The sequence below is a fragment of the Sphingomonas sp. STIS6.2 genome (assembly GCF_000732685.2).
GTDB lineage: Bacteria > Pseudomonadota > Alphaproteobacteria > Sphingomonadales > Sphingomonadaceae > Sphingomonas > Sphingomonas aerolata.
Window position 1 is genome coordinate 548,445 of sequence record NZ_JPDP02000159.1, and the last position, 16,029, is coordinate 564,473.

General features: G+C 65.6%; 13 protein-coding genes. 7 read left to right on the forward strand and 6 right to left on the reverse strand.

Annotation, left to right across the window (positions count from 1 at the left end):
• Nucleotides 1-98 precede the first annotated feature (98 nt).
• Entirely contained in the window at nt 99-740 is a 642-nt protein-coding gene (locus sphst_RS20970; protein ID WP_199849013.1) for a hypothetical protein, read from the forward strand.
• A gap of 85 nt (nt 741-825) precedes the next feature.
• On the opposite strand, the gene sphst_RS17345 is transcribed toward sphst_RS20970, so the two are convergent.
• The 3 genes from sphst_RS17345 to sphst_RS17355 are packed head-to-tail and all read right to left on the reverse strand — an operon-like array spanning nt 826 to nt 3,045.
• Nucleotides 826-1,164 (reverse strand): hypothetical protein, encoded by a 339-nt coding sequence (locus sphst_RS17345; RefSeq protein ID WP_031395006.1) that lies wholly within the window; start codon nt 1,162-1,164, stop codon nt 826-828.
• Entirely contained in the window at nt 1,157-2,710 is a 1,554-nt protein-coding gene (locus sphst_RS17350) for a PepSY-associated TM helix domain-containing protein (protein WP_043157398.1), read from the reverse strand. Before sphst_RS17350 ends, sphst_RS17345 begins: the two co-directional genes overlap by 8 nt.
• A complete protein-coding gene (locus sphst_RS17355) occupies nt 2,707-3,045 on the reverse strand; it encodes an iron transporter (protein ID WP_159043696.1) in 339 nt (112 codons plus the stop codon). Before sphst_RS17355 ends, sphst_RS17350 begins: the two co-directional genes overlap by 4 nt.
• A 193-nt stretch (nt 3,046-3,238) precedes the next feature.
• Here sphst_RS17355 and sphst_RS17360 point away from each other — a divergent pair, with 193 nt between their 5' ends.
• A complete protein-coding gene (locus sphst_RS17360) occupies nt 3,239-4,525 on the forward strand; it encodes a glycoside hydrolase family 130 protein (RefSeq protein WP_107045882.1) in 1,287 nt (428 codons plus the stop codon).
• Between the two features lie 48 nt (nt 4,526-4,573).
• Here sphst_RS17360 and sphst_RS17365 read toward each other — a convergent pair whose 3' ends face one another.
• Nucleotides 4,574-7,123 (reverse strand): TonB-dependent receptor plug domain-containing protein, encoded by a 2,550-nt coding sequence (locus sphst_RS17365; protein WP_107045883.1) that lies wholly within the window; start codon nt 7,121-7,123, stop codon nt 4,574-4,576.
• Nucleotides 7,124-7,480: 357 nt separating this feature from the next.
• Here sphst_RS17365 and poxB point away from each other — a divergent pair, with 357 nt between their 5' ends.
• Both poxB and sphst_RS21705 read left to right on the forward strand, forming a co-directional pair.
• Nucleotides 7,481-9,088: a ubiquinone-dependent pyruvate dehydrogenase gene (gene poxB / locus sphst_RS17370; RefSeq protein ID WP_442800409.1), complete on the forward strand. Its 1,608-nt coding sequence runs from the start codon at nt 7,481-7,483 to the stop codon at nt 9,086-9,088.
• A gap of 6 nt (nt 9,089-9,094) precedes the next feature.
• Entirely contained in the window at nt 9,095-9,229 is a 135-nt protein-coding gene (locus tag sphst_RS21705) for a hypothetical protein (RefSeq protein ID WP_442800410.1), read from the forward strand.
• Between the two features lie 54 nt (nt 9,230-9,283).
• Here the strand turns inward: sphst_RS21705 and sphst_RS17375 are convergent, their stop codons facing one another.
• Nucleotides 9,284-10,951: an MFS transporter gene (locus sphst_RS17375; RefSeq protein WP_031395000.1), complete on the reverse strand. Its 1,668-nt coding sequence runs from the start codon at nt 10,949-10,951 to the stop codon at nt 9,284-9,286.
• A gap of 49 nt (nt 10,952-11,000) precedes the next feature.
• Complete coding sequence (locus sphst_RS17380; protein ID WP_107045884.1) at nt 11,001-12,428, reverse strand: DcaP family trimeric outer membrane transporter; 1,428 nt, start codon at nt 12,426-12,428, stop codon at nt 11,001-11,003.
• 147 nt (nt 12,429-12,575) lie between these two features.
• Here sphst_RS17380 and acs point away from each other — a divergent pair, with 147 nt between their 5' ends.
• From acs to sphst_RS17395, 3 genes are all read left to right on the forward strand, one after another.
• Nucleotides 12,576-14,531, forward strand: a complete 1,956-nt coding sequence (acs, locus tag sphst_RS17385) for an acetate--CoA ligase (protein ID WP_031395280.1) — start codon at nt 12,576-12,578, stop codon at nt 14,529-14,531.
• Nucleotides 14,528-15,154 (forward strand): response regulator transcription factor, encoded by a 627-nt coding sequence (locus sphst_RS17390; RefSeq protein WP_107045885.1) that lies wholly within the window; start codon nt 14,528-14,530, stop codon nt 15,152-15,154. The genes acs and sphst_RS17390 overlap by 4 nt, the downstream gene beginning before the upstream one ends.
• 82 nt (nt 15,155-15,236) lie before the next feature.
• Nucleotides 15,237-16,025 (forward strand): hypothetical protein, encoded by a 789-nt coding sequence (locus sphst_RS17395; protein WP_107045886.1) that lies wholly within the window; start codon nt 15,237-15,239, stop codon nt 16,023-16,025.
• Nucleotides 16,026-16,029: the final 4 nt, after the last annotated feature.

The window sequence follows — 16,029 nt, forward strand, 5'->3', positions numbered from 1 at the left end:
AGCTGTGCACGCTAAACCCAAACTGAACGGGGAAGTTCAGCGGGGCGTGGGGATGCGGCGCCTAGACGCCGGTCATCGACACGAAGAGGAGACGATGAATGCCCCGTTTGATGGACACACTGAACCGCGGAACGCGGATGAAGCTCGCCGCTGCCGCCCTGCTCGGCGTCGGCGTGGCAGGCGGCGCCGGCGCCGTATCGCTGACGCGGCCCGGCATCGAGATGGCACCCACCACGCCGACCGCGATCGCCCGACTGTCGGGCGCGAGCGGCGTGGTGACGGTAAAGGGCCGTGTGGTCGAGATCTTCGGTGACCGCTTCGTCCTTCAGGACGCGACCGGGCGGACGATGATCGATGCCGGCCGCAACGGCGATGGCGTCACTGCCGGTGCGACGATGACGGTACAGGGGCGCTACGACAATGGGCAGCTGCGCGCCTCCTATCTCGTCGATCCGAATGGGCGGATCGCCGCCGCCGGCCCCGCGGGCGGGCCGCCGCCGCATGGCCCCGGTGGTCCTCGCGGCCCCGGTGGTCCCGGTGGTCCCGGTGGTCCCGGCCGCGATGGTCCGCCGCCCCCGCCACCGGGCGGCGCGAACTCGGCCCCTCCCGGTGCAATGGCGCCGTCCACCATCCCCGGCTGCGCCCCATCAGCGATCGGTGTCACGCCGCCACCGGCACCCGTCGGCACACCCACCGCCCAAACGTCACCCCGCGCACCGGCTACCGCGGCGAACCGTTAGGATGGTTGCGATCCGCCACGACGTTGGCGGATCGAGCCCTCAGGCCGATCACTAATGACCGGCACCCACCGCACCGCTTCCGCCGTCAGGCCGAGGCGGTACGATGGGTGTCCTTCGAAGGCCGCAGAGCACGCGCCATGCCGAGGATCAGGGCAACGGGTCGGAGCATGAACATCGGCGCGACCGACAGCGTGCCGACCATAATGACCGCCGCGATCGAGCCGCCACCCAGAAACCGCACGACGCGTTCGCCACTGACCGGCGCCCCGCACCGCAAGAACGCCAGCGTCAGCGGGGCGGCGGCGGCGATCCGCAACATCCGGATGGTTCCGGGTGCCGTGATGCCGAGATCCCGGCGATAGCGAAACGCGGAGGCCGCGAGCAGCATCCAGCCCGCCAGTGTGACGATGATCGTTTCAAGCATGAACCACTCCACGGGCAGGACGTCGTACCGGAGCCGCCGGACGAAGATGCGCGACACGCCATGCTGCCATCCCCAGCACGGTGGCGATCGCGAGCATGGTCAGGTCGAACCCGGCAAATACCGGGTCGTCGCCACGCAATGAGGCCGGCAGACCGCGCGCGGTCGTGACGGCATTGATGACCGGAATTGCGGCAAAGGCGATGGCACCGATCGCGAACGCTTCGATCCAGGCGCGCCGCGGCGATCGGGCCAGCTGCATGACTGCGACCGCGCCCCAGGTCCAGAACATCGCGGCGACTTCGCCATCGGCGCGCCCGGCCGCATCGGCAGGAATCACCCGGTTCGCCAGGAGATACGCTGCCATCCCGACCGGCAGCCCGGCAATCACCGCGATGTTCAATCGCTCGACGAGCGTCAGCCCCGGGAACGGCGCCGCGCCCGGCCGCCGCCGCTTGGTCGTCCAGAGCAACAGGCCCGTACCGACCATTGCGGCGCCGGTCAGGCCGAGCAGGCAATAGGCCCAGCGCAGCCCGGTACCCGCATAGCTCGCAACGTGCAGACCGAGCATCACCCCCGCGGTCGTCAGCGCGGGCCCGGTGCCGCCCGATCGCTCGAGCATTTGCCCAGTGCTTCCCGAATAGGTCACCGATGGCAGCCGCGCATTGATCGACACGCCGGCATGTCGATAGACGGTCACCGTCGCCGCGCGGTCGTTGGGATGGCGCACCACGAACCGGGTCGCAGGCGCGCCGAGCACCGCTTCGGCCTTCTCGATCATCGGCCCGATCGGCAGCAGCGGCGCGGCAATGCCGGTCGCGGCGCGCTCGGTCGGAATGCCGAATGCGACCGCCCCGTAATCGAGCGGCGTCTTGTAGTTCACCATCGCCGGCCAGGGCATGTACATCGCCACGAGCGTGATCAGCCCGGTATAGGTGATCATCGCATGATAGGGCAGCGCGAGCACGGCCGAGACATTATGCGCATCGAGCCAGCTCCGCTGTCCCTTGTTCCAGCGCATCGTGAAGAAATCGGCAAAGATGCGCTTGTGCGTGATCACCCCCGACACGATCGCCGAGAGCATCACCATCGCACACAGCCCGGCCAGCCAGCGCCCCCAGGGATAGGGCAGCTGAAGCTGGAAGTGGAACCGATAGAAATGCTCGCCGCCGCGCGTTTCGCGCGCACGGACCGGCTCCCCGCTGCGAGGATCGAGCGTGAGTTCGGCGGGACGTGGAGGCGCCGTCGACGTCGGACTCCGCTGCTCGAACACGCGCGTCACCGCCGAGCGGGCATCGGGAAGGTAGAGGAACCACTGGACGTCGTCCCCCGCGCCGATCCGCTGCAGATAGGTCATCGCGCCTTGCGCCGCCTGCGCAGGCGACACCGTGCTCGCGCGGATTTCCGGTTGCATCCACTGGGTGATTTCGGGCCGGAAATAGCTTGCCGTCCCCGTCAGGAACATCGCGAACAACAGCCATCCCGCGAGCAGTCCCAGCCACCCATGGATCCACGCCATGCTCTGCCGCAGCGGCAAGGCAGCCGTCATGGGCGGACGCCGAGCAAGGCCAGTGCCAGACCGATCGCCGCGCTGCCGCCCCAGATGCCGAGTACGACGCGCATCACGCGTGGCTCGTGAAAGCTCCAGAGCACGGCGATTGCGTAGACCAGGAACGAGAGGATCATTCCCCAGCTGGTCGCCTCGGCGCGGTCCACCGGCAGCACGCGTGCGATCAGCGTGGCGACCGCCGAGGCAAGAACATAGCCACCGACCAGCGCGGTCCCGATCCGGGCAATCATCGGCACGACCGCCGGACGCAACCGACGCCGCGGCGACGTTGCCGTCCGCCTTAGATCCGGCGTGCGCTGCGGGGTGGCCTGCATGGTCATGCCCTACAGAAGTTTGCGAGTGGTTATCAATAGCAAAGTTGTTGCACGATATCCGGTCAGGGCCTTGAGCAGCGGGTCACAGGAAATCCGCCGCGGCGATGCGATCCATGGATATAAACGCGCGGTCTATCGCTGAACGGGGCAAGGGTGTGCGCATGCAGGACGCCGCCCGATGAAAGGTCCGCGCATGGAAGCTGCCAACGTCTTCAAGAAGCTTGAGATCGAACTCAAGCCCGATCCTTCGCGAACGGTGATCCGCCCGTTCAGCTTCAGCTATCCCGAGGCATTTGCGGCCGATCGTCCATCGCGCGCGCAAAAGGTGGCGCAGCGGGTGATGGCACTCGACCCCGCGCTGCGCAAACGCATGGTCGAACTGCTCGCAAAACCGATGGAGGAGCGGCATCGCAATGCCGATGAAGTCTTCCGCCGCCGCTTTGCCGAGGTTCAAGACGACCTTGATATCGGCGACATCGACGCCGACGAGGCGCTGCTGCTCGGCGCCTATTTCAGCCAGGAGTATGCATTCGAGTCGGCGGCCCTGTTCAACCCGAGCATCGCGCGGATCGACGACGAACCCGCATCGGCCACGGGCGGCGTCAAGTTCGTGCTGTCGTTGCGCGGCATCGGCGAAGGACATATCTCCTCGGTCACGTTCCGTACCGGCGAATGGGGCCCCGACGATCGCCTCGTGATCGATCCGGCGAGCCCGCATGGTGTGCCGCCACGAATCGACCGCAACCAGGATGGCTGGGTCCGGCTTTTGTGCGACGACAGCCAGGACGCGTCGGAAACGGTCATCTTTCCCGTGCTGCCCAGCCAGCGCCAGGGTGTCGAGGATCTGCGCCTCGTCAATTTCACCGATCATGACGGCGTTCGCAGCATCATCGGGACCTATACCGCGTTCGACGGACGCAAGGTTCAGCAGGAAATGCTCCGCGGCGTCGACATGCGGACCTTCGAAATGCGCCCCCTCGCCGGCGCCATGACCGGCTACAAGGGCATGGCGCTGTTCCCGCGCCGGATCGACGGCCAGTTCGTGATGCTCGGGCGGCAGGACAGCGAGACGATCTGGCTGCTCCGCTCGGACGATCTTTACACGTGGGACCGTGGGACGCCGATCATGGCACCGAAATATCCATGGGAATTCGTGCAGCTTGGCAATTGCGGATCCCCGATCGAGATCGACGAGGGCTGGCTGGTCTTCACCCACGGCGTCGGCATGGTCCGAGGCTATTGCATCGGCGCGTGCCTGCTCGACAAGGCGGACCCCAGCCGCGTGCTGGCGCGCACGCCCTCCCCACTCCTGTTCCCGAGCGCGGAGCAGCGTGGCGGCTATGTGCCGAACGTCACGTATAGCTGCGGCGGGCTGTTGCAGGGGCGCCGCATCCTGCTGCCCTATGCGATCGGCGACGAATATACCGCGTTCGCCACCGCACAGGTCGATGATATCCTGTCGGTCATGGCACCCGCCTGACGCACAGGCAGGTTCGGGCGCGGCCGCCGAGCGCCGCGCCCGATCTCGTCAGAAGGTGATATTGAAGCGCGCGTAATAATAGCCGCCGTTGATGCCGTAGGGACTGAACGTCAGCGGCCCGTCGAGGACATTGGCGTCGTTGACCAGCGAGTTGGTCGACCCCGGCACCAGCCCGACAGTCGGCGGCCGCTTGTTGAACAGGTTGTTGGCACCGACCGACAGCTTGAGTGCGGCGGTCAGGTCATAGTTAAGTTCGACGTCGCCGATGAATGCCGACCCGACCGTCTGCTTGTAATATTCGCCGCCATCCGGGGTCAGATACGCCGTCGTCTTGCCGTAGACGGTCCCGCGCAGCGTCGCACCGAACTTGTCCAGCGCATAGACGATCGAACCGATCACCTTGGTCTTGGGTGACGCCGTCTCGAGATAGCTGATCGCCTCATCGTCGAAGAGCGGGATGCCGCCGAGCGTCGCAGGCGCCGCATTCAGTCTGAGCGCCTTGGTCTCGTTATAGTTGCCCGACAGCATCCAGTTCACTTTGCCATAGTCGGCAAGATCGGTGACGTAGCTCGCCACCAGATCGATGCCGCGCGTCCGCGTGTCCGCGCCGTTGGTGAAGATGTTGATCCCGGTCTGATTGACGGTCGGGTCGAGGATGTTGCCGTTCGCCCGAATGGCCGCGGTCACGATCGGGAAGTTCGTCGCACCACCGCTGCCGTACAGAGAGCCGGTCCCGAGGATGCGGTCGCGGATCTTGACCTGATAGGCGTCGATCGTGATCGTCAGGCGTGGTGCCGGGCGCAGCACGGTCCCAAGGCTGAAATTGGTCGATTTCTCCGGTTTCAGATTGGCAAACCCCAGAAGCTTGGCCGCGGCGGAATTGGCCGGCAGCTGCACGAACGCGGACGTCGGCGAGACATTGGTCGCGGAATAATAGGATTCCGCGAGCGTCGGCGCCCGGAACCCGGTCGAGACCGTACCGCGAAGCGCGAACGCGTCCGAAAAGTCGTAGCGGCTCGTCCCCTTGTAGATGAACTTGCTGCCGAAATCGGAATAATGTTCATAGCGTCCGGCAACATCGACCTTCAGCCCGTCGATCGGCATCATCGCGACATCGACATAGGCCGCCTGGCTGTTGCGGCCGTTCACGCCCGCATCGGATGGCCGGAACCCGGGATAGGATTGCCCGCCCTCCTTATAGATCGATGCGGCATCGCCCGAGCCGATCTCGTACACGTTCTTCCGGTACTCCGCGCCGAATGCGAGGTTTAGCGGGGCCGCCATGCCCACCGCGATCTCGCGGGTGACATCGGCGTTCGCGGTGAACTCGGTCGCCTTGAAGAAGCCGTTATAGAAGCTCGTCGGCGTAAATCCGGTATCCGCGTAGAGCGAGGCGTTGGCGGAATCGACGGTATAGATGAGGTTCTTGTCCTGCCCGAAACTGGTCGACACGTCGTAATTGAAGCCGCTCAGCAGCCCGCGAACCCCGCCGGTAAACGCCATGTCGTCCTCGCGGATCTTCTCGCGCGGCGAAAAGCCGTTGACCGGGCTGTCGCCGTCAGGATCGAAATAGGTCGTGACCCCGCCGACCGTCCGCGAGACCCGCGTCGGGACACGCAGATTTTCGTACGCGCTGGCGATCCGCTTCGAATAGGTGCCGAAACTATACACCTCCGCCGCGCCGAAGTCGTAGGCGCTGTTAAATTGCAGGTTGGTGAGGCGGGATTGCGCATCACCGTTGATCCGATTGACGTACGGGAAGCCCGAAATATTCGGGTAGAGCTGCTGTTGCAGGGGACTGAGCGCCGGCGACGTTGTGCCGGTTAGCAACTTGCCATCACCGTCCGTCACCCGCCGGTCGAGCCCACCGACCTGCGTGAAGTCGTGATAGCGGTGGAATGCGGTCACGTTGAGGAAGCCGTCCTCGCCGATCTTCGTCGCGAGATGTAGCGTCCCGGCATAGGTCCGTCCGCCCGTCTGGTAATTCTCGCCCGCGGTCGCATAGCCATCGCCGCCCGTATCGCCGTCCTTGAGGATGATGTTGATCACCCCGGCGATCGCATCCGAGCCATATTGGGCCGCCGCGCCGTCTTCCAGAACCTCGATCCGCTTGATCGACGAGGGGGAGATCAGGTCCAGATCCGCGGTCGCCGCACCCTGATAGGGCCCGCCGAGCACTGCGAGGTTGGCGGTCCCATGCCGGCGCTTGCCGTTGACGAGCACCAGTGTGTGGTTGGGGCTCAGCCCGCGCAGCCGGGCGGACAGCGTCAGGTTCGCGGTGTCGCCGCCAAATGCCTGCGCGGTGAAGGACGGGACCAACTGCGTCAGGATCTGGTTCAGATTGGGCTGGCCGACATGGCTCATCATGTCGGCATCAAGCACCTTGATCGGCGCCGCGCTTTCGGCAGCAGTAATGCCGGTCGCACGCGTCCCCGTCACGATGATGTCGTCGGGCGTATCACTTGTCGGCGCGCTGGCCGATCCTACCGTGGCGGGGTTTGTCGTCTGGGCAAGCTCTTGGGCACTGGCCGAAACATGCCCCCCAGCAGCAAGGGCAACGATCAAGGCGTGACGCGAGATATGATGAGCAATCTTCATTAGGCTACCCCCGAATGGTGAGCGCCTTTTCGGATCCTTCCCCCAAGTCCATCGACGATTTACGTCGTTTGCTCACGCAATACTGGCCGTGCCGAAATCAATCCTTTGTCATGGGCCCGGGATGTTGCCGGGATCCGTTGCGCATGCTCGGGTCTCCAAATTTTGAATGCAACCGATTCAGGGTAACGAGATCGTATCCGCACGCGTTTTCGGACCGAAAATTCGGACTTGTTACATTTCTGCAACGATCCGGTCATACCGCTCCTAGGGTCAATTCCGCGATTCCGCCGCGTCACTTGCCGCCGGGACGCGTTGAGGCCTCGACCTTCACCATTTTTCGAGACCCGGAGACGCCCGATGCCCAAGACCCTGATCGCCGACCTGTTCGTCGAGACGCTCGAACTTGCCGGCGTCGAGCGCATCTATGGCGTGGTCGGCGACAGCCTGAACGGTCTCACCGAAGCGCTCAGGCGGCGCGGAACGATCGAATGGGTGCACGTCCGCAACGAGGAAGCGGCGGCCTTCGCGGCCGGCGCCGAAGCGCAACTCACCGGCAAGCTCGCGGTCTGCGCTGGCTCCTGCGGGCCGGGCAACCTGCATCTGATCAACGGGCTGTACGACTGCAACCGGACCCGCGTGCCCGTGCTGGCGATTGCCGCGCAGATACCGAGCGCGGAAATCGGCTCCAATTATTTCCAGGAAACCCGTCCCGAGGCGCTGTTCCGCGAATGCAGCGTCTATTGCGAGACGATCTCCGATGCCGATCAGATGCCGCGCACGCTCGACACAGCGATCCGTGCCGCGGTCGGCCATCGTGGCGTCGCAGTCGTCGCGATGCCGGGTGATGTCGCATTGCGCACGACCACGGGCCTTATCGCCCGATCCCGCACCGCGTTGCTGCCCGAAGCGGCCACGATCATCCCCGATCAGGACGCGCTCGCCCGCCTTGCCGCGCTGCTGAACGACGCCGGCAAGGTGACGATCCTCGCGGGTCGCGGCTGTCGGGGGGCGCATGCGCAACTCGTCGCGCTTGCCGGCGTGCTCCAGGCACCGGTTGTCCATGCACTCGGCGGCAAGGAATTCGTCGAATATGACAATCCTTACGATGTCGGCATGACCGGGCTGATCGGTTTCTCGTCCGGCTATGATGCGATGATGGCGTGCGACACGCTGCTGATGCTCGGGACCGACTTCCCCTATCGCCAATTCTATCCGGAAAAGGCGAAGGTGGCGCAGATCGACCTGCGGCCCGAAAATCTCGGGCGCCGCACCGCGATCGATCTCGGACTGGTCGGCGACGTCGGCGCGACGATCGACCATCTGCTGCCGCTGCTGACACGCGAGCGCGACGGCGCCTTCCTGCGCGACGCACGCGAGGATTACGCCAAGTCGCGCAAAGGCCTGGACGAGCTCGCGACCGGCACCCCGGGCAGCGGCGTGATCCACCCGCAGCATGTCGCGCGCGTCGTCAGCTACCTGGCAAGCGACGACGCCGTCTTTGCATGTGATGTCGGCACCCCGACCGTCTGGGCAGCGCGCTACCTCGAGATGAACGGCCGCCGCCGACTGATCGGGTCGTTCAACCATGGCTCGATGGCAAACGCCCTGCCCCAGGCGATCGGCGCGCAGGCCGCCTATCCCGGCCGTCAGATCGTCAGCCTGTCGGGCGACGGTGGCCTCGCGATGCTGATGGGTGAATTGCTGACCGTTCGGCAGCTCGGCCTGCCCGTGAAGATCATCGTCTTCAACAACGGCACGCTCGGCTTTGTCGAAATGGAGATGAAGGCGGCGGGGATGATCGAGACCGGCGTCGCGCTCGACAATCCCGATTTCGCCGCGATGGCGCGCGCGATCGGTCTGCACGGCGTTCGCGTCACCGACCCTGGCGAGGTCAAGGCCGGCGTACGCGAGGTGCTCGCGCATCCGGGGCCCGCGCTGCTCGATGCCGTCACGGCGCGCACCTAACTGTCGATGCCGCCCAAGATCACGCTCGAACAGATGAAGGGCTTCACGCTCTATATGGCGAAAGCGGTGATGAGTGGTCGGGGGGATTCGATCGTCGAACTCGGCAAGACCAATGCCGGATTGTTCAAGACGCTGTTCTGAAACAGATCCGGGGTGCGGCGGCTGCCGCACCCCGGGACTGCTCGATACTTGCGTTCAGCCGTGCAACGAGCGGCGGAACGTCTCGGGCAGGAAGACCAGACCGACCAATGCGGTAACCGCACAGGCCAGGATCGGGTACCAGAGCCCGTAATAGATGTCCCCGGTCGCCGCGACCATCGCAAAGGCCGCAGTCGGCAGGAAGCCGCCGAACCAGCCATTGCCGATATGATAGGGCAGCGACATCGACGTGTAGCGGATCCGCGTCGGGAACAGTTCGACCAGCAGCGCGGCGATCGGGCCATAGACCATCGTCACGTACAGCACGAGCAGGACGAGGATCGCGACGACCATCGGCTTGTTGATCTGCGCCGGGTCCGCCTTTTCGGGATAGCCGACCGCGGTCAGTGCGGTCTTCACCTCGGCGCCGAACGCCTTGATCGCTGCAGTACGATCGGCCCCTGTCACGATCGCCGGATTGACGACCGGAATGGTCGCGCCGCCGATATGGATTTGTGCGACCGTGCCCGCCGGTGCGACGACGTTGGTGTAGGAAATGCCGGCCTTGGCCAAATACGACTTGGCGATGTCGCACGAGCTGCTGTCGAACTTGTTCTTGCCGACCGGATCGAACTGCACCGAGCATTCATCGGGGTTGGCGACGACGCTGACCGGCGACGACAGCTGCGCGGCATAGAGCGCCGGGTTGGCTGCCTTCGACAGCGCGTGGAACAGCGGCATATAGGTCAGTGCGGCGAGGGCACAGCCGGTCAGGATGATCCATTTCCTCCCGACCTTGTCCGAAAGCCAGCCGAAGAAGATGAACGCGGGTGTCGCGATCAGCAGCGCGATTGCGATCAGGATGTTCGTCGTCGGCCCGTCGACACGGAGATTCTTTTCGAGGAAGAACAGCGCGTAGAACTGGCTGGTGTAGAAAACGACGCCCTGCCCCACGACCGCACCGAACAGCGCGATCAGCACGATCTTGAGGTTGCCCCATTTGGCGAACGCCTCGGTCAGCGGTGCCTTGGAGGTCTTGCCCTCCTCCTTCATCTTCTGGAACACGGGGCTCTCTTCGAGCTGCATCCGGATCCAGAGCGACACCGCGAGCAGCGCGATCGAGACGATGAACGGGATACGCCAGCCCCAGGCCGCGAACGCCTCCTCGCCGACGAGCGTGCGCACACCGATGACGATCAGCAGGGCGGCGAACAGACCGAGCGACGCCGTGGTCTGGATGAAGCTGGTGAACAGCCCGCGCTTCTTGTCGGGCGCATGCTCGGCGACATAGGTCGCAGCACCGCCATATTCGCCGCCGAGCGCGAGGCCCTGCAGCAGCCGCAGCACGACCAGCGCGATCGGCGCGGCGACGCCGACCGAGGCATAGCTCGGAAGCAGACCAACGAGGAACGTCGACAATCCCATGATCGCCATCGTGACGAGGAAGGTGTTCTTGCGCCCGACGACATCGCCGATCCGCCCGAACACCAGCGCACCGAACGGCCGCACCGCGAACCCGGCCGCGAACGCCGCGAGCGCGAAGATAAAACCGGTCGTCTCGTTGACGCCCGAGAAGAACTGCGCAGTGATGATCGTCGCGAGCAGCCCGTACAGATAAAAGTCATACCATTCGAACACCGCGCCGAGCGACGACGCGATGATGATCAGTGGCTGGCTCTGCTTCACGTGACCAAGGGGCGATGCGTCCCCTGTTGTCGTTGCCATGGCGGTATCCTCTCAAGTGGAGCGGTGGTGATTTTGGAACGTCGGGCGATCAGAACCCGTATTTGATGGCGAATTCCATGCGGTCGAGCGCACCGGTGTCACCCGAGACCAGTTCGCGGACGGCGTGGCGATATTCGACGCCGATGTCGAAGCCCTTGCCGGGCGACCAGAACAGGTTGGCAGCACCGCCATAGGACTTGGCATTGGCCAGCCCCGTGACGATCACGCCGGCCGGATAATCGGCCGATTGGTAGCTGCCCATCAGCGTCGAGTGGATCGCATCGGTCCAGCCGATACGCAGTGCCGCGAAGCCCGCGAAATTGTCGATCCGCTCGAGCTGCGTCGCGGTGCCGCCGTAGATCGCATCGGGGACATATCCCAATCCCAGATACCGGCCGATGCCCTGGCCGTAGGTCGCCATGAAGCGCAGGTCGTGACGCTTGCCGATCGGGATCTTGCCGGACCCGGAAACACCCCAGCCAAAGGCGGTATCGCCGCGGCCCAGCGTATCGGTGCGCAATTCGCGCGCGATGCCGGCCAGTGCGAAATCGCCCAGTGTCGACTTCCAGTTCAGCCGTGCCACCACGTCAGGCAGGCGGTCGTCATCCGTGTCGACCAGCGCCGCATTGGCGGGCAGCGCCGTTTCCGTTTCGGGATTCTCGACCGCGACCTGCAACGTCAGCCCGGTTCGCAAGGGGATGGAGTAGCGGATCAGCGCCTGACGGTTGAACACCGTGCCGTCCAGCGGGCCGACGAAATCGGTCGTTTCGGGCAGCACCGCGATGTTCTGGAAGGTGGACCATTCCTGCCCGACCAGCAGATTGCCATATTCGATGAAGCCACGGCGGAAAGTGGGCGTGTAGGGGTTGGTCGCGCGCTGGGCACCGACCGGCGCCGTCGCGAGCGCGAAATCGAACTCCACCAGCGTCTTTATGTCGGTACCGTTCATCGGAGTTGCCGTGCTGAACTGCAGGCGGGTCTGGCGCGCCGAGAGCAACAGGTCCTGGCTGGAGAACCCGCCGCCGACCGGGATCTGCTGCGGCAGGAAGAACTCCTTGCCCAGCCCCCCGACCGCGACCTCGCCACCGCTGTAGCGGCTGGCGATGGCGTTGAGGCGAACGAAACCGCCCAGCTTGACCGTCGTGTTCCCCATGCGAAAACCGTCGGTCGGTGCCGAATTTGTCGCGACAGGCTTGGCCTGGGCCACATTGGTCGCGCCGGGCGATCCGCCGGGCGACGCGGCCGGCGCCGTCACCTGCGACGCAGCGACGGCGGTCTGTGGGGACAGCGTCGGGGCCGCGGCGGCGGTTGCACGCGCTGCGGTCAACTCACCGCGAAGGTCCTGGACCGCGGCTTCGAGCGCCTTGAGCCGTGCTTCGAGTTCCGCCTCTCGCGCGGTCTGGCCAAAGGCGGCGCCTGGAGTCAACCCGACAAGGGCGGTGCCAAGCAGCAACGTCGTGAATACCGATCGTTTCATCCCAACCTCCTGGTTGCTCCACTGGTCTGACGCGTAGATGCAAGCAGCGGGACGATGGCGGATCGCCCGGGCGGGATCATCCCTGACTTTGGTTGGGGGTGCCGCGTGCCGCGCGACCGTCTAGAACGGCGGCAAAAGGAGAGTGTGATGACCGAGGCCAGCTATCCCGTTCCCGCAGCATGGGCCAAGGACGCACGGATCGATGCCGCCGCCTATGACCGGATGTATGCCGAGGCCGCGACTGATCCCGATGCCTTCTGGGCGAAAGAGGCGCAGCGGCTCGACTGGATCATTTCCCCGACCAAGATCAAGGACACGTCGTTCGACGAGGCCGATTTCCGCATCCGCTGGTTCGAGGACGGCCAGCTCAACGTCGCCACCAATTGCGTCGATCGCCACGCCGATGCACGCCCCGATGCGACCGCGATCCTGTGGGAAGGCGACGACCCCGCCGACTCGCGCACGATCAGCTACGCCGAGCTGCGCGACGAAGTGTCCCGGCTCGCCAATGCGATGAAGGCACGCGGCGTCGCGAAGGGGGACCGCGTCACGATCTATCTGCCGATGATCCCCGAAGCCGCGTTCGCGATGCTCGCCTGTGCGCGGATCGGCGCGATCCATTCGGTTGTGTTCGGCGGCTTCTCCCCCGACAGCCTGTGCAACCGGATCCACGATTGCGACAGCCGCGTCGTCATCACCGCGGACGAAGGGCTGCGCGGCGGCAAGACGATTCCGCTGAAGGCCAATGTCGATGCCGCGCTCGATCAGGGCGATCTCGGCGTCGAGACCGTCATCGTCGTCCGCCGCACCGGCGGCGACATCGCGATGACAGAGGGTCGCGATTGCTGGTATCACGAGTGCGTTGCGAACCAGTCGACCGACTACGCGCCCGAGCCAATGAACGCCGAGGATCCGCTGTTCATCCTCTACACCAGCGGATCGACCGGCCAGCCCAAGGGCGTGCTCCACACCACCGGCGGCTATCTCGTCTGGGCGTCGATGACGCATGAATATGTGTTCGATTACCGCGCGGGCGACGTGTTCTGGTGCGCGGCCGATGTCGGCTGGGTCACGGGGCACACCTATTCGCTGTACGGCGCGCTCGCCAACGGCGCGACGACGGTGATGTTCGAGGGCGTTCCCAATTACCCCGACCACAGCCGCTTCTGGCAAATCGTCGACAAATATCAGGTCAGCACGCTCTACACCGCACCGACCGCGCTGCGCGCGCTGATGCGCGAGGGCGACGACTGGGTCACGCGGACCAGCCGCAAGTCGCTTCGGCTGCTCGGGTCGGTCGGCGAGCCGATCAACCCGGAGGCCTGGAACTGGTATCACAATGTCGTCGGTGAAGGCCGCTGCCCGATCGTCGACACCTGGTGGCAGACCGAGACCGGCGGACACATGATCAGCCCGCTCCCCGGTGCGACCGCGCTCAAGCCCGGCAGCGCGACCAAGCCATTGTTCGGCGTGGTGCCCGAACTGGTCGATGCCGACGGCAAGGTGCTGGACGGCGCGGTCGAGGGCAATCTCGTGATCGCCGACAGCTGGCCAGGGCAGATGCGGACCGTGTGGAACGATCATGCGCGCTTCTTCCAGACCTATTTCTCGACCTATCCGGGCAAGTATTTCACCGGTGACGGCTGCCGCCGCGACGCGGATGGCTATTACTGGATCACCGGCCGCGTCGACGACGTGATCAACGTCAGCGGCCACCGCATGGGCACCGCCGAAGTCGAGAGCGCGCTGGTCGCACATTCGAAGGTTGCCGAAGCCGCGGTCGTCGGCATGCCGCACGACGTGAAGGGCCAGGGCATCTATGCCTATGTCATGCTCAACGCGAATGCCGAACCCAGCGAAGAGTTGCGCAAGGAACTCGTCCAATGGGTCCGCCGCGAGATCGGCCCGATCGCGACGCCCGATGTCCTCCAGTTCGCCCGCGGCCTGCCGAAAACGCGCTCGGGCAAGATCATGCGCCGGATCCTGCGCAAGATCGCCGAGAACCAGCTCGACGGTCTGGGCGATACCTCGACGCTCGCCGATCCGACGGTCGTCGACGCGCTGATCACGGGTCGCGAAAAGGCCACCGCCGCCTTCGCATGACCGCGCGCACGATCCTGATCGCCGACGACCACCCGCTGTTTCGCCAGGCGTTGAAGCTGGCGGTCGGTCGCGCGGCCCCCGATGCGGTGATCCTCGAGGCGGGGCAGCTCGGCGAGGCGATCGAGGCGGCGCGCGGCGCCGCCCGCCTCGATCTCATCCTGCTCGACCTGCGGATGCCGGGGTCGGAGGGCTTTGCGGGTGTCGCGCTGCTGCATGCCGAGCGTCCCGACACGCCGATCGTCGTCATCTCGTCCGCCGACGAGGCGGAGGCCGCGCCGCGCGCGCGCGCCTATGGCGCGGTCGGCTTCGTGTCGAAGACCGCCGATCTCGCCACGCTCGAAAATGCGGTCGCGCGCGCGCTGGCGGGCGACCGCGATGCCCCCGTCGCCGCCCTGCCGGCCGATGACATCTCCAATCGCGTCGCCAGCCTGACCCCGACCGAATTGAAAGTATTGCTCGGCGTTCTCGCGGGGCGACTCAACAAGCAGATCGCGTTCGACCTCGGCGTTTCGGAGGCGACCGTAAAGGGCCACATGACCGCGATCCTGCGCAAGCTCGGCGTCCAGAACCGCACCCAGGCGGTGCTTGCCGCGCGCGCGCTCGACATTCGCTTCGCCGACTAGCCGACCGCCTCCCACTTGCGAGACGAGCCGCACGGCAATCGACGTCTTGCGACACCACCTTGCGCGGTCTAGGCGACCATCAATGGCTTCGACGTCCTACCTGTCCGCGTCGAACCGATCGCGCCAGCCGCTCTGGCGGCGCGCGCGTTCATTCCTGCTGGCGATCGCCGCGCATGTCGTCGTCATTCTCCTGCTGCTGCGGCTCGCGCCAACGCCGACCAAGCCCGAGCCGACGCCACCGCCCAGCAGCTTCCGCCTGTTACCCGACCGCGAGACGAAACCCGAGACCCCGCAACGCCCGGTGATCGAAAAGGCGAAGAAGGTCGCCGGCGGCGCCTCGCCCAGATCGCCCCGCCCGCCATCGACCGCGCCGGCGTCGGACCCGCGCCCCGTCACCCCTGCCCCGGCCTTCCCCAAGATGCTGGCGGGCGGCATGGAGTTGTTCGATTCGGCGGACATATCCAAGATCCCGTCGCACCCGGGCGATCGCCAGGCGGGCGGCTCCGACACCGATGGCGCGGGCGCTGGCAAGGACAGCGGCTCTGCCTACGGCCCGGGCGAAGGTCCAAGTGGCGAGCGGCTCTACAATGCCGAATGGTATACCGAACCGAGCCATGCCGAACTTGCGGGCTATGTTCCCAATGGCGCACCCCCGGGCAGCTGGGCACTGATCGCCTGCCGGACCGCGGAGAATTACAGGGTCGAGAATTGCCGGTCGCTCGGCGAATCCCCGGTCGGCTCGGGGCTGGCCCGCGCAATGCGGCAGGCCGCATGGCAGTTCCGCGTGCTGCCGCCCCGGGTCGGCGGCAAGAAGATGATCGGCGCCTGGGTCCGCATCAAGATCGACTTCACGAGCGCCCCGGCCAAATAATCAC

What these genes read in the sequence shown, in the direction of transcription:
- sphst_RS20970 (WP_199849013.1), top strand. Translation starts at nt 99, where the DNA reads ATGCCCCGTTTGATGGACACACTGAACCGCGGAACGCGGATGAAGCTC.
- sphst_RS17365 (WP_107045883.1), bottom strand. Translation starts at nt 7,123, where the DNA reads ATGAAGATTGCTCATCATATCTCGCGTCACGCCTTGATCGTTGCCCTT.
- sphst_RS17350 (WP_043157398.1), bottom strand. Translation starts at nt 2,710, where the DNA reads ATGACGGCTGCCTTGCCGCTGCGGCAGAGCATGGCGTGGATCCATGGG.
- sphst_RS17380 (WP_107045884.1), bottom strand. Translation starts at nt 12,428, where the DNA reads ATGAAACGATCGGTATTCACGACGTTGCTGCTTGGCACCGCCCTTGTC.
- sphst_RS17345 (WP_031395006.1), bottom strand. Translation starts at nt 1,164, where the DNA reads ATGCTTGAAACGATCATCGTCACACTGGCGGGCTGGATGCTGCTCGCG.
- sphst_RS17375 (WP_031395000.1), bottom strand. Translation starts at nt 10,951, where the DNA reads ATGGCAACGACAACAGGGGACGCATCGCCCCTTGGTCACGTGAAGCAG.
- sphst_RS17355 (WP_159043696.1), bottom strand. Translation starts at nt 3,045, where the DNA reads ATGCAGGCCACCCCGCAGCGCACGCCGGATCTAAGGCGGACGGCAACG.
- sphst_RS17390 (WP_107045885.1), top strand. Translation starts at nt 14,528, where the DNA reads ATGACCGCGCGCACGATCCTGATCGCCGACGACCACCCGCTGTTTCGC.
- sphst_RS21705 (WP_442800410.1), top strand. Translation starts at nt 9,095, where the DNA reads ATGCCGCCCAAGATCACGCTCGAACAGATGAAGGGCTTCACGCTCTAT.
- sphst_RS17360 (WP_107045882.1), top strand. Translation starts at nt 3,239, where the DNA reads ATGGAAGCTGCCAACGTCTTCAAGAAGCTTGAGATCGAACTCAAGCCC.
- acs (WP_031395280.1), top strand. Translation starts at nt 12,576, where the DNA reads ATGACCGAGGCCAGCTATCCCGTTCCCGCAGCATGGGCCAAGGACGCA.
- poxB (WP_442800409.1), top strand. Translation starts at nt 7,481, where the DNA reads ATGCCCAAGACCCTGATCGCCGACCTGTTCGTCGAGACGCTCGAACTT.
- sphst_RS17395 (WP_107045886.1), top strand. Translation starts at nt 15,237, where the DNA reads ATGGCTTCGACGTCCTACCTGTCCGCGTCGAACCGATCGCGCCAGCCG.